This is a genomic window from Mesorhizobium sp. Cs1299R1N3 (genome assembly GCF_037179625.1).
Classification (GTDB): domain Bacteria; phylum Pseudomonadota; class Alphaproteobacteria; order Rhizobiales; family Rhizobiaceae; genus Mesorhizobium; species Mesorhizobium salmacidum.
The window spans coordinates 141,347-154,324 of sequence record NZ_JAPYKQ010000007.1; the positions used below are offsets into that span (position 1 = coordinate 141,347).

At 64.2% G+C, this 12,978-nt stretch carries 13 protein-coding genes; 3 read left to right on the forward strand and 10 right to left on the reverse strand.

The window, feature by feature from the left end; translation table 11 throughout:
- Positions 1-9: 9 nt before the first annotated feature.
- Positions 10-783, reverse strand: a complete 774-nt coding sequence (locus O7B34_RS17580) for a response regulator transcription factor (protein WP_337147228.1) — start codon at positions 781-783, stop codon at positions 10-12.
- Positions 784-828: 45 nt separating this feature from the next.
- Between O7B34_RS17580 and O7B34_RS17585 the strand changes: the two genes are divergently transcribed.
- Positions 829-1,530, forward strand: a complete 702-nt coding sequence (locus O7B34_RS17585) for a response regulator transcription factor (protein ID WP_337147229.1) — start codon at positions 829-831, stop codon at positions 1,528-1,530.
- A gap of 71 nt (positions 1,531-1,601) precedes the next feature.
- On the opposite strand, the gene O7B34_RS17590 is transcribed toward O7B34_RS17585, so the two are convergent.
- Both O7B34_RS17590 and O7B34_RS17595 read right to left on the reverse strand, forming a co-directional pair.
- On the reverse strand, positions 1,602-1,769 hold the full coding sequence (locus tag O7B34_RS17590; protein ID WP_224615536.1) for a hypothetical protein: 168 nt from the start codon (positions 1,767-1,769) through the stop codon (positions 1,602-1,604).
- Between the two features lie 40 nt (positions 1,770-1,809).
- Positions 1,810-2,142 (reverse strand): hypothetical protein, encoded by a 333-nt coding sequence (locus tag O7B34_RS17595; protein ID WP_337147230.1) that lies wholly within the window; start codon positions 2,140-2,142, stop codon positions 1,810-1,812.
- A 341-nt stretch (positions 2,143-2,483) separates the two neighbouring features.
- Here O7B34_RS17595 and O7B34_RS17600 point away from each other — a divergent pair, with 341 nt between their 5' ends.
- Positions 2,484-2,939, forward strand: a complete 456-nt coding sequence (locus O7B34_RS17600; protein ID WP_337147231.1) for a L,D-transpeptidase — start codon at positions 2,484-2,486, stop codon at positions 2,937-2,939.
- Between the two features lie 105 nt (positions 2,940-3,044).
- On the opposite strand, the gene O7B34_RS17605 is transcribed toward O7B34_RS17600, so the two are convergent.
- Positions 3,045-6,128, reverse strand: a complete 3,084-nt coding sequence (locus tag O7B34_RS17605; protein WP_337147232.1) for an efflux RND transporter permease subunit — start codon at positions 6,126-6,128, stop codon at positions 3,045-3,047.
- Positions 6,125-7,468 carry an efflux RND transporter periplasmic adaptor subunit gene (locus tag O7B34_RS17610; RefSeq protein ID WP_027141943.1) on the reverse strand — a complete coding sequence of 448 codons (1,344 nt, stop codon included), beginning with the start codon at positions 7,466-7,468 and terminating at the stop codon, positions 6,125-6,127. The genes O7B34_RS17605 and O7B34_RS17610 overlap by 4 nt, the downstream gene beginning before the upstream one ends.
- Positions 7,469-7,614: 146 nt before the next feature.
- Here O7B34_RS17610 and O7B34_RS17615 point away from each other — a divergent pair, with 146 nt between their 5' ends.
- Positions 7,615-8,148: a TetR/AcrR family transcriptional regulator gene (locus tag O7B34_RS17615; RefSeq protein ID WP_337143122.1), complete on the forward strand. Its 534-nt coding sequence runs from the start codon at positions 7,615-7,617 to the stop codon at positions 8,146-8,148.
- Positions 8,149-8,183: 35 nt separating this feature from the next.
- On the opposite strand, the gene O7B34_RS17620 is transcribed toward O7B34_RS17615, so the two are convergent.
- Genes O7B34_RS17620 through O7B34_RS17640 form a run of 5 tightly spaced genes read right to left on the reverse strand, consistent with a single transcriptional unit; the run spans position 8,184 to position 12,943 of the window.
- Positions 8,184-9,269 carry an ABC transporter ATP-binding protein gene (locus O7B34_RS17620; protein WP_337147233.1) on the reverse strand — a complete coding sequence of 362 codons (1,086 nt, stop codon included), beginning with the start codon at positions 9,267-9,269 and terminating at the stop codon, positions 8,184-8,186.
- The gene (locus O7B34_RS17625; RefSeq protein ID WP_337147234.1) at positions 9,266-10,195 is read right to left on the reverse strand and encodes a PfkB family carbohydrate kinase; all 930 of its coding nucleotides are present in this window, start codon (positions 10,193-10,195) and stop codon (positions 9,266-9,268) included. Before O7B34_RS17625 ends, O7B34_RS17620 begins: the two co-directional genes overlap by 4 nt.
- A complete protein-coding gene (locus tag O7B34_RS17630) occupies positions 10,195-11,217 on the reverse strand; it encodes an SIS domain-containing protein (RefSeq protein ID WP_337147235.1) in 1,023 nt (340 codons plus the stop codon). Before O7B34_RS17630 ends, O7B34_RS17625 begins: the two co-directional genes overlap by 1 nt.
- Positions 11,214-12,059, reverse strand: coding sequence for a carbohydrate ABC transporter permease (locus O7B34_RS17635; RefSeq protein WP_337147236.1), 846 nt, complete (start codon positions 12,057-12,059; stop codon positions 11,214-11,216). The genes O7B34_RS17630 and O7B34_RS17635 overlap by 4 nt, the downstream gene beginning before the upstream one ends.
- On the reverse strand, positions 12,059-12,943 hold the full coding sequence (locus O7B34_RS17640) for a carbohydrate ABC transporter permease (protein WP_337147237.1): 885 nt from the start codon (positions 12,941-12,943) through the stop codon (positions 12,059-12,061). Before O7B34_RS17640 ends, O7B34_RS17635 begins: the two co-directional genes overlap by 1 nt.
- Positions 12,944-12,978: the final 35 nt, after the last annotated feature.

Below are 12,978 nucleotides of genomic sequence, written 5' to 3' on the forward strand. Positions count from 1 at the left end.
GTTTGACGCTTAGTCGCCGTCGCCGGTCGGCAGCGAGAAGATATAGCCTTCGCCGCGCACCGTGCGCAGGAATTTCGGGTTGGCCGGATCAGTCTCGATCTTCTTGCGCAGCCGCATGATGCGGATGTCGACGGCGCGCGATGATTCCGGATCCTCGGTGAAGCCGATCGCCTCGGAGATCGCGGCCCTGGTCAGCAGCCGGTTGGCGCGGGTCAGGAAAACCTCCAGCACGTCGAACTCGCTCTTGGCCATGTCGATCACCGTGCCGTTGGCACCGGTGACCAGCCTGCCGTCGAGATCGGCCTGGAAGGGGCCGAAAGCGACGGAACGGCGGTCGGTCCTGGCTTTCCTGTCCTGCGGCTCCGTCGGCTGCGGGACACGGCGCAGCACGCTGCGCACCCTGGCCAGCACTTCGCGCAGTTCATACGGCTTGACGATATAGTCGTCGGCGCCGAGTTCCAGCCCGACGATGCGGTCGAGCGCGGTGCCGGCGGCGGTCGCATAGATGATGCCGATGGGCATTTTCGAGCGCAGCCAGCGGCCGAGCGACAGGCCATCCTCGCCTGGCATGGCGATGTCGAGGATGGCCAGATGGAAGGGCTGCGTCTCGATCAGGGTGCGCGCGGCGGCCGCGGTTTCCGCGGTCGCCACATCATAGCCGGCGGCGCCGAGATATTCGGCGACCGCGTCCCTCAGGTCGGGCTCGTCCTCGACGATGACAATTCTTGCCCGCACGATACTCTCGCTCCCACTTTCAGTGGAAAGTAGATTGGGTATAAACATGATGTCCAGTACTCATATCCGGTTGCCAGGGAACGGTTGGAAAACATGGCCGCACGAGCCGTCATCGCGCTTGTTTCCGTCGCCGAAGTCGTGGCGACCGAGCTTGCCGACCATCTTGAGCGGCGCGGCCATGACGTGCGCCAGGCGCGGCAGCCCTGGGAGGCGGAATCGCTGCTGGCGGGCATCGGCATCGATGTCGTCGTCGTCGGGGACAGCGTTAGCCAGGCGGAAGGGCGGGATCTGCTCAGGCGTTATGGCGGCCAAAGTGGGGGTGGCGAGCATGGACCGGATTTCATCCTGATATGCCGGCCGGCCGATCTCCTCGACAAGGTGCTGGCGCTCGAGCTTGGCGCCGCCGACGTCGTCGAAAGTCCGCTCAATGTCAGGGAACTCGCCGCGCGTGTCGGCGGCCTGCTTTCGCGGCGCGGCAGAGGCACCCAGGAACTGATCGTGCTGGAGAACGCGACCGTCGATCTGAGATCGGCGATCGTCATGCATCGCTCGGGTACGCAGGAGCAGCTCTCGCCCGGTCAGGTGGCGCTGCTCAGGCTGTTCCTGGCGAGCCCGCGCAAGGTGCTGACGCGTGACGACATCATCGCCGCCGCACCGGCCGAGAATGCCGATGCCTTCGATCGCTCGATCGACTCGCGTATCGTGCGGCTGCGCCGCAAGCTCGACACCGAGACCATCACCACCATACGCGGCGCCGGCTACAGGTTCGATCCGCCACGGCAATTCGCCGACTGACGGCTGTCTTTTCCAGCTGGGTCCCCGGATGAGCATCGGACTTGCCATTTCCGCGCCGATGCCCGAGAGGTTCAGCGCACCACCAGCAATGACGGGCCCGAGGCCATGTCGCCGCCGGCGGCGAACTCGCTTGCATGAGCGCGCTCCTTGAGGAGCACGCTGGCGAGTGCGGCAAAGCCGAGCAGGCCCTGCGCATAGAGCAGTGCGGAAAGCACGGAAGCTGCAAACTTAGTTTTCATGATCGGAATTCCCCAAAAGATGACTGTGTCGCGGGTCGCTTCAGGAAACTCCCGAAGTGCCCGCGCCGCCCACGGAGCCCCCCGTCGCGGCGCGGGCCTTCGGTCCTCTCGGCAGCAAGTTGCCGGAGGGGCCGCGCAATACCAGCAGCCGAAGGCCAACCCGCCAGAGGGCCTTCAACCGGGCGATGCGCAGGCTGGAAACGATCCAGACCGTGGCGCAAAACAGGGCGACGTGCAGGGTCGAAATCTCACTCGAACTCATCGCCGCCAGCTTCGCCACGGGGCGGCCGGCAATGGTGCCGACGACGCCGATGGCCGCTGCCGCGATGCTGATCCTGAAGAGCCAGGACCGCGTGTTCGTTTTCGTTCCCATGGTCGTTGCCGTCTGCTTTCGTTGCGTCAACTTTTGCCTCCGGTCCGTATCCGCATCATGCCGCCAAAATCCGCGCTTTGTTGCAGTTCGGTTTCGAAATCGACCTGCATCCTTTCATATGGAGGCGGTTCGAACTTTCGTTTCGGGGTGAATACCTATGTACGTTCATTCTTGATCCCGTGTTTGGATGCGGGCAGTGCCGAGAATGCGGATTGATCTGTTAACCAGAGGAAACAAATTCGAAACACAAACGAGCATTTCGCGAAATCTGTCCGAAACATGCCGCAGGGATAAGCCGCTCATCGAATTGGAGCCGGCCGCCGGCAGAGAGAGGGGACATCATGCACACCACCATTTCCGCAAAGCTCATCAACGTCACCGCCGCGGCGCTCGTGGGCAGCGCGCTTCTGTTCGGCGCCAACGCCGCCCACGCCGCCAACAGCATCGTGGCGCGCGTTTCGCTGTCGCAGCAGGTCATGGAAGTCTCGGTCGACGGCCGGCCGACTTTCGCCTGGAAGGTTTCCACCGGCGACAGGGCGCATGTCACGCCGACCGGCTCGTTCAAGCCGACGCGCATGCATGAGATGTGGTATTCGAAGAAGTACGACAACGCGCCGATGCCGCATTCGGTCTTTTTCAGCGGCGGCTACGCGGTTCACGCCACCTATGCCATCAAGCGCCTCGGCCAGCCGGCCTCGCATGGCTGCGTGCGGCTGCACCCGGACAATGCCGCCGATTTCTACCAGCTCGTCGAGACCTTCGGCCCGGCCAACACCAGCATCGTCATCGTCAAGTAGCAGGCAGGTTGCCGCATTCGGCCATGGGCCGGAGTTGCTGGAGCGACCGCCAAAAAAAGAGGCCGGGATTTCTCCGGCCTCTTTTTGGTTCTTGCGCCTTGTGCCTCAGCTCGGCAGCGCCGGCATCAGCTTTGGATCCGGCTTTTCCGCTAGATGCGGCAGGTCCTTGCTGGCGATGAAGGTGTAGAACATGGGCACGACGAACAGCGTGAACATGGTGCCGACCAGGATGCCGGTGAAGATGACCAGGCCCATCGAATAGCGGGCCGCGGCGCCGGCGCCGCTGGAAACGATCAGCGGCACCACGCCCAGCGCCATCGCGGCCGTCGTCATCAGGATCGGCCGCAGGCGCACCTTGGCCGAGGCGATGATGGCGTCACGCCGCCTCATGCCATGCAGTTCGCGCTGCTGGTTGGCGAATTCGACCAGCAGGATGCCGTGCTTGGTGATCAGGCCGATCAGCGTGATCAGGCCGACCTGCGTATAGATGTTGAGCGTGCCGAGGCCCAGATTGAGCGGCACGATCGCGCCGAAGATCGACAGTGGCACCGCCATCATGATGATCAGCGGATCGCGGAAGCTTTCAAACTGCGCCGCCAGCACAAGGTAGATGACGATGACGGCCGCGCCGAAAGCGATCAGGATCGTGTTGCCCTGTTCCTTCTCCTGCCGGGATTGGCCGGAATAGTCGATGAAGAAGGTGTCGGGCAGGCTCTCCCTGGCAACGTCCTCGAGGACTTTCAAACCGTCGCCGGTGGTGACGCCGGGCAGCGGCAGCGCCGAGATCGTCGATGAATTCAGCTGGTTGAACTGCTCGATTGCCGCTGGCGACGCATTGTTCGAAATCTTCACCACGGCTGATAGCGGCACCATCTCGCCCGTCACACTGCGCACGAAGTACTCGCCGAGCTTTTCGGGGTTGTCGCGGAATTCCTGCGGCACCTGCGGGATGATGTCATAGCTGTTGGAGTCGCGGTCGAACTGCGCCACTTCGGCGCCGCCGACCAGCAGCGTCAGCGTCCGGCCGATATCGGCGATCGGCAGGTTGAGCGCGGCCGCGCGGTCGCGGTCGATGGTCACCGTCACCTGCGGTGCGTCATAGGCCATCGAATTCTGCACGACGATGAAGCGGCCCGACGCCTGCGCCTTGTTCTTGATCTTCTCGGCTTCCTCGTAGACCTGAGCGGAATCCCCTGTCGAGCGCACCACCATGGATATCGGCAAGCCGCCGCCGGAGCCCGGCAGCGTCGGCGGTGCGAAGACAAACGCCTGGACACCCGCCACCTTGGCGATACGAGCCGTGATGTCGGCCTGCAGCTCCTTCGAATTGCGCTTCCGCTCCGCCCAATCCTTGAAGGCAAAACCGACGAAGGCGCTGTTGGTCGTGCCGCCGAACGCGACGGCCGAGAACTGCGCCCGGGTTTCGGGAATATCCCTCACCAGGCCCAGGATCTGGTTGACGTAGGTCTCGGTGTAGTCGGAGGTAGCATAGCGCGGCCCCGTCACCAGCGAGAGCAGGAAGCCCTGGTCTTCTTCCGGCGCCAGTTCCGTCGAGGTCTTGGTGAACATGAAGCCGGTCACGCCGACAAGCGCCAGCACGATGAGCAGAGTCAGCGGACGATAGTTCAAGGACCCGGTGACGGCGCGCTCATAGACGTGCTCGACGCGCGAGAAGGTGCCGTCGACGATACGCTGGAAACGGCCGGCATTGCCTGGCTTCAGGAGACGCGCCGACATCATCGGCGTGATGGTGATAGCAATGACGCCAGACAGCACCACCGATCCGGCGAGCGTCACCGCGAATTCGCGGAACAGGGCGCCGGTCAGGCCGCCGGTGAAAGCCAGCGGCGCGAACACGGCGGCCAGCGTCATGGTCATGGCGACGATGGCCGACGCGATCTCGCGCATGCCGCTGAATGCCGCCTGCATGGGCGGCATGTGGTCTTCTTCCATGTGGCGATGGATGTTTTCCACCACCACGATGGCGTCGTCGACGACAAGGCCGATCGCCAGCACCATGGCCAGCAGCGACAGAAGGTTGATCGAATAGCCCACCGCGAACAAAAGGAAGCAGACGCCGATCAACGACAGCGGAATGGTGATGATCGGCATCATCACCGAGCGGAACGAACCGAGGAACAGGAGGATGACGACGACGACGATGGCGACCGCCTCGCCGATGGTCTTGAACACTTCGTCGATCGAGGCGCTGATCTGCCCGGTCGCGTCGTAGACGACCTCGATCGTCATGCCTTTGGGCAGCGTCTCCTGGATCTGCGGGACGAGCTTGGTGAGCGCTGCCGCGGTGGTCAGCGGATTGGCTGCCGGGGTCGGGAAGATGGCGAGGAAGGTCCCGGGCTTGCCGTTGAAGGAGACCCGGGTATCGGTGTTCTCGGCGCCGAGTTCGACACGGGCCACGTCGCGCAGGCGCACGACATTGCCGTCGGTCGAGCGCAATGGCAGCTCGGCGAAGGCCTGCGGTGTCTGCAGCGTCGAGCGCACGGTGATCGACGAGACGACATATTCGTTCTGGGTGTTGCCGGGCGCCGACAGGAAGTTGGAATTGTTGATCGCCGTCAGCACTTCGGCCGCCGTCACGCCGCGCGCTGCAAGCCTGACCGGGTCGATCCAGACGCGCATCGAATATTCCTGGGCGCCGAAGATCTGCACGTCGGCGACGCCTTCGACCGTCGACATGCGGGGCCTGATGACGCGCTCGATATACTCCGTCAGCTGCTCCTTGGTCATGTTCGGATTCTGCATCGAGATGTACATCATCGCGAACTGCTGACCCGTACCCTTGACGATGACCGGGTCCTTGGAGGCGTCCGGCAAGGTGCCGCGCACGCCCTGGACCTTGGACAGCACTTCGGTCAGCGCCACGTCGGGATTGGAACCGAGCTTCATCTGCACCGTCACGGTGCTGGAGGACGGCCGGCTGGACGAGGTGACGTAGTCGATGTTCTCGGTCGAGGCGACGGCGCGCGCGATCGGGGCTGAAATGAAACCCTGGATCAGGTCGGCGCTGGCGCCCGGATAGGCCGTCGTGATGGTGATCGCGGTTTCGTCGACCTTCGGATACTGCCGGATAGACAGGTTGAAGATGCCCTGGAAACCGAGCAGCAGGATCATGCAGGCAAGGACGGTCGAAAGGACCGGCCGGCGGATGAAGAGATCGGAAAAGCTCATTGCTGGTCGGCCTGCTTGTTTGCCGATTTGGTCGGGTCGATGGTGTTGTCCACGTTGACGGTCATGCCGTTGAAGAGGCGGTTCTGACCTGCGGTGACGACCTCGTCGCCGGCCTTGAGCCCTTCGACGATCTCGACCATGCCTTGATTGCGGCGGCCGGGCTTGACGAAGACCTGCGACAGCACCAGCGTGGGCTTCTCACCTTCGGCCGCCGGCTTGGCCGGATCGGCCGCTGCTGGCTTGGCGGCATCGGAAGCAGCCTTGTCCGCTGGCTTGGCGTCCGCCGGCTTGGTGGCATCGGCCGCCGGCTTCATTGCGTCCGCAGGCTTGGCGTCCGCCTGCTTGTCGGTGGCCGCAGCGGCTGGCTTTTCGCCCGGCTTGGCTGGCTGCGCCGGGGGCGCCCCGGCGGGTTTCGCCGGTTGCACCACGAATATGTAGTCGCCATAGAGGCTGGTGGTCAGCGCCGTCTGCGGCAGGGAGAGCACGTTCTGCTCCGCGGGCAGTTCGACGCGCACCTGCACGAACTGGCCTGGGGTCAACTTCCCTTCGGGATTGGCGACTTCCGCCCGGATGTTCACCAGCCGGCTGGAGGGGTCGATCTTGGGGTCGATGCCGCGAATGGCGCCGGCAAATGGCTTGTCGTCGCCACCAAGGCCGAGCCGAACGGTCTGGCCGATCTTGAGCAGCGGGAGTTGCTGTTCGGGCACTGAAAAGTCGACCCGCATCGTGTCGAGATCCTGGAGCGTCACCACCGAGGTGCCAGGTGACAGGTACTGGCCGAGATCGATCTTCGGAATGCCGACGGTGCCGTTGAAAGGCGCGGTAAGCTGCTTCTGGTCGAGCACGGCCTGCAGCCTGGTGACCTGGGATGCCGAAGCGGACGCCGCCGCACGCGCGGTGTCCAGCGTCGAGTCGGAGCCGACACCACGCTTTGTCAGTTCGATGGCGCGGGTCAGCGTGGTCTGATCGAGCGCCGCCTGCGCCTTCTGAGCATCGAGATCGGCGCGCTCGACGGCGTCGTCGAGTTGCAGCAGCACCGCATTGGCCGCCACCTTCTGGTTGGCATGGAAAGGGATTTGCTTGACGATGCCGGCGGTCTCGACCGTCAGGTCGACACCGCGCACGGCCCGCACCGTACCGATCGCCTCGACACCCGGCGTCCAGCTCGACGGCTTGACGATGGTCGTCGACACGGTCGCCGCCGGCGGCTTCATGGTGGCGAAATACTGCTTGATGCCGTTGTCGCGCAGGAAGTTGAAGCCGACGATGCCGCCGACCACAATGACGAGCACGGCAAGAACCACAATAATGATAAAGACACGGAGTATGCGCTTGAACAAGGAAGTCCCCTCAGTCGAAAATCCGGCGCAAAGCACGGACATCGGGACACATACCGACTGCGGGTCCCGATTTCAAATGGTGGCGGTCTTACTGTACCGTCTGGACGGTCTTGTCAATTGGGCCTAAGCTTGCGATGGGAGGCGCCATGAGAGCCCAAAGACCGAACTCGCGCGAGAAGATTCTCGCCGCGGCGGCTGATGTTGCCCGGGAATCCGGGCCTGGCAGCCTGTCGCTCGATGCCGTCGCCAGCCGCGCCGGCGTGTCGAAGGGTGGGCTGCTCTACAATTTCCCGACCAAGGCCAAATTGATGCAGGGCCTCGTCGAAGACTATCTGCACGATTTCGAGCAAGCGCTGGAAACCGCGAACAGCAACGACAACGGCAAAAATCCCCTCGCCGTCTATATCAGACTGTCAGCCGAGGATTGCGAGGAAAAGCAGCCGTCGGCATCCTGGATTTTTTCGGCGATCGCCGAGGATCCCGATTTCATGACGCCGATAAAGACATTCAAGCGGCAGCTTTTCGAGCGCCTGAAGGGCGAGGCGCCGGACCTCAGATCGCTGCTGGTCTGCTATCTCGCCATCGAAGGACTGCGCAGCATGAACCTGTTCGATTCCGACGTGCTGTCGAAGGACGAGCGCCAACTCTTGGTATCGTCACTTCTCGAGATCGCCAAATAGGCCTGCCCGCGCGGGTGCAGGACGACGCTGTGATTTCAAATCGCCGGCAAGGCCTTGCCTGTCGAGGGGTCGAACAAGCGAAGCGCGGCCTCGTCGAAGGTGAGGTTGTGCTTTTCGCCCTTGGCGAGCTGGGCTCGCGGCGGCAAGCAAGCCGTCAGCCGCTGCGCGCCGATCCGGGCCGTGGTGACCAGTTCAGGGCCAGTCAGTTCGACCACCTCGATCTCCACCGGCAATGACAGGTCCGTGGCGGCTCCGGTCGCCACACGAAGCGCTTCCGGCCTGATGCCGACGACCATTTGTGCGCCCTCACGAGCCGCATTCGCATAGCGTGCGGGCAAAGGGATCCGTACATCGGACCCGGCAATGGCCAGCCTGCCGCCGGCAATGGTGGCCTGAAGCATATTCATCGACGGCGCGCCGACGAAGCCGGCGACATAGAGTGTTGCCGGGTCGTTGTAGATTTCTTCCGGGGTGCCGAGCTGCTCGATCCTGCCGTCGCGCATGACAGCAATGCGGCTGGCCAGCGTCATCGCCTCGATCTGGTCGTGGGTGACATAGACGACGGTGGTCTGCAGCATCTGGTGCAGGCGCTTCAACTCGGTGCGCATTTCCAGACGCAGCTTGGCGTCGAGATTGGACAACGGCTCGTCGAAAAGGAAGACCTGCGGCTTGCGTACCAGCGCCCGGCCGATGGCGACGCGCTGGCGCTGGCCGCCGGACAGCTGGCTCGGCTTGCGGTCGAGCAGAACTTCGATCTGCAGCAGCCTTGCCGCTTCGTTCACCGCCCTGTCACGCTCGTCGGCCGCGACGCCGCGCATCTCCAGTCCGAAGCCGATGTTGCGGCGCACGGTCAGGTTCGGATAGAGCGCATAGGACTGGAAAACCATGGCTATATCGCGGTTCTTGGGGTGTACGCCGAGTATCGAGCGGCCGCCGACCAGCACGTCGCCGCTCGTAGCTTCGGCCAGTCCCGCGATGATGTTGAGAAGCGTCGATTTTCCGCAGCCGGATGAGCCGAGCAGCACCAGGAATTCACCGCTCTGCAGCGCGATGTCGATGCCTTTCAGCGTTTCGACACTGCCATAGCTCTTGCGGATACCGCGGATTTCAAGCGCGCTCATGCATGGGACCCCTCGAACTGCATCGGCCCGCCATAGTTGCGGGGCAAGGTGGAAATGGCGCGCGAGGCGACATGCGTCGCGGCGCGGAGGCAGGCGGACAGCGGCTGTTCCTGTGCCAATGCGGCCAGGAAGGCGGCATTGAAGACGTCGCCGGCCCCGATCGTGTCGACGACACGGACATCGGGCGCGACGGCTTCGACAAGCGTATTGTCCGGGCCGATGGCGATGGCGCCACGCGGCCCGCGCTTGGCCACAAAGGTCGCACCTTGCCTCATGCTGGATCGGATTTCACGCGCCGCCTCCTCAGGACCTGGCAATCCCGCCAGGGTCACCGTCTCGACTTCGTTGAACAACGCCAGCGCGCAGCGCGAGAGCCACGCCCTTGTCGCGGCGCAATTGGCCTCGGTCCAGCCATCGATCGGCCAGCCAGTGTCGAGCGCCACTGATATGCCGTGGCTGTCGGTCCAGTCGAAGAAAGCTTCATAGTCGCGCGTGAGGTCCTCGGTCAGGAAGGAGCCGGAGAGCAGTGCATAGCCGCCGGAAAGCGCGCCGCCGTCGAGAACGGACAAGACATCGCCGAGGCTGAAGCGGGGCAGGTGGCCGCGCGTGGTCAAGAAAGTTCGTTCGCCATCGGGATGGGTCATGCCGACCGACAAGGTCGTACCTTCGGGACGGACCGCCCATTTCTCGGCGCGAAATCCAAACGCTTCGCGAAGCCAGCGGCCGAACTGGTCGTCACCGACATTGGCGGCAATCGCGAAATCGACGCCCAGCGCTTGCCAGGCAAGCCCGGTGTTGCCGGCCTGGCCGCCGACGCGCAGTTCGTCATGGTCGACGACGGTCTCGGTTCCCGCCTTCGGCCATGGCGCGATCGGGCCGACAATCAGGTCCACATTGACGTTACCGATCACCGCCAGCGGACGCATCACTCGCTCCTGGTGATCTTGGTGGTGCGCACGGGCGTGCCGGCATTGTCGACCCGGCTGTCGGCGAAGGCGATCATCAGGCGCTGCGCCACCGGTAGCATGGCGAAGACAGCGGCCATCCCCGAAGCCGGCTTGAACGAGAGCGTGACGGCGCCGGCGACAGGCGGTTGCCCGGACGCGTCGAAGATGACCAGCGGCGCGCCGGCCTCGACCACCGAAAGGGCCATGGCGGTGACAAGGTCCGACGTTGGGTCGTCACCACGAAACAGGACGAGGCCGATCTGGGGGCCGAGCATCTCCATCGGCCCGTGCCGCAACTGGCCGCCTTCCAGCGAAAAGCAGGGCAGCCGCGACAGTTCGGTCAGCCCAAGCGCCAGGGCTTCGGCCACGCCTTGCAGGCGGCGGCCGGAGGTGACGATCGTGTCCACCTTGCCAAGCGCGACAAGTGCGGGGGCGATGACGCAATCCTGCGGAGCCTCGAGCACGGCAAGCGCGGCGGCCGGATTCTCACCCAGAGCAGCCAGGATGGCCAGATGCAGGGCCAGGGTCACGGTCAGGCTGCGGGTCGCGGCGAAAGCCAGCTCAGTGCCACCAGCGCCGACCAGGCAAGGCGCAGTGCGGGCGAGAAATGAACCGCCTTCGAGCGTCAGGCCGAAACTATCCGAGCTGCCGCCGGCCTGCGAAAACCATCTGACGACCTCGGCGCTCTCGCCGGATTGCGAGGTCACGATCACTGTGCGGCCTGCGAGCGGCAATGGCTGGCCGAGCTGTTCGGACAGCGGCAGCGCCAGCGCATCGATGCCCAGCGTGCGATAGAGCGGCTCAACTGCACGCCCCACCGCATGCGAGCCGCCCATGCCAAGCAGGAGCAGGCGTCCGGTCTTCCTGATCGAGGCGGCGACCTTTAGCGCCATGGCGGTGTTTTGTTCGAATGAAGCGCGCGCATCCGCATGCTGGCGCTGCATTTCGCGATCGATGGCGACCAGTCCGGCCGGCCGAATTCCTGTTGCAGTCATGGTCATCCTTTCACACCGCCGCTGGTCAGGCCCGAGATCAGCGCCCGCTGCATGACAAGGCCGATCAGCACCGGCGGTAGGGCGGCCAGCACGCCGGCCGTGGCGATCAATCCGTAGTCGGAAACACGGCCGCCGGCCAAATCGGCGATGGCGACGGTCAAGGTCTTGGCGCGCTGGTCTGAGGTGAACAGCAGCGCATAGAAAAATTCGTCCCAGGCCAGCAGCACGGCGAACAGCGCCGATGTCGCCATCACCGGTGCCGCCAGCGGCAACGTGATGATGCGCAGTGTCTGGAACAGGCCGGCGCCGTCGATCATCGCCGCCGCCTCGATCTCACGCGGGATGGAATCGAAACCGGATTTCATCAGCCAGGTGGTGAAGGGCGCCAGGATGGTGAGATATACCAAAGCCAGGCCGAAGACATTGTTGAGCAGGCCGAGATGCGACAGGCCCATATAGAGCGGCACGGCCAGCGCCACCGGCGGCAGCATGTAGGTGGCGATGACCATCGACAGCGACCAGCCGATCGCGGGCGTGCGCGACACCGCCCAGCCGGCGGGAATGGCCAAGGCGAGTGCCGCCAGCGTCGCCATGCCGGCGATCTCGAGACTGTTGCGCAGCGAAGAGGTGAAGGCGCCGCCGGCGCTGTTTTCAGCCGTCGACAGCAATAGCTGGTAGCGGGAGAAATCGGCTGCCTGCGGCCACCAGCGCAGCGGCTTGGCGGCAAGATCGGCGGCCGGCGAAATGCTCATGATGAACAGCCAGGCGATGGGCGCAAGGATGATCGCGGCGAGCAGCAGCGCGCAGGCATAGATGAAGATGGTGAAAGCGGGGCTCTTGCGTTCCATCAGGCGGCACTCCCTGCGGTCTTCCTCACCAGGGCCGCATAGGCGACGGCGAGCAGCGTGACGAGCAAGGTGACGATCAGCGCCAGCGACGCGCCCGAGCCGGCACGCTGGAAGGAGAACGCTTCCTGGTAAACGAGGATCGACAGTGTTCGCGTGGTGTTTGCCGGCCCGCCGCGGGTCATCACCCAGATGATGTCGAAGACCTTGAAAGCCTCGATGGTGCGCAACACCAGCGCCACCATCAGCGGGCCTGCAAGATAGGGCAGGATGACGAAACGGAAGCGATTGAACGGTCCCGCGCCGTCGACGAGCGAGGCCGCGGTGATGTCGCGTGGTACCGCCTGCAGGGCGGCGAGCGCGATCAGCGCCACCAGCGGAAAGTTCTTCCAGCAATCGGCGACGATGAGAGCAGCCAGCGCCGTGCCCGGCTCGCCGAGCCAGGACCGATAGGCGTCGATGAGATGCAGTTGCGTCAGCGCGGCGTTGAGCGCGCCATATTCGGGATTGTAGATCAGCCGCCACAGCGTGGCGTTGACCACGGTCGGCAGCGCCCACGGCAGGATCATGAGGGCGCGCAGGATGGCGCGGCCGCGAAATTCCTGGTTGAGCAGAAGGGCGGCGAGGACGCCGATCACCATTTCGGCGGCGACCGAAATGACCGCGAACAATGTCGTGGTGATCAGCGTACGCGAGAAATTCGAGCTCGACAGCATGTTGGTGTAATTGTCGACACCGACGAAACTGCCGGCCGTGCCAACCAGCCTGGCATCGGTAAAGGAGAGCCCGACCGTATCGACCAGCGGCCAGCCGATGACGGCGACCATGACCACGAGCAGCGGCAGCATCAGCAGCCAGGCGCGGGTTGTCATCCAGGTGCTCGACATCGGAGCAGCCTCTCTCAATTCAACACGATTTCAGA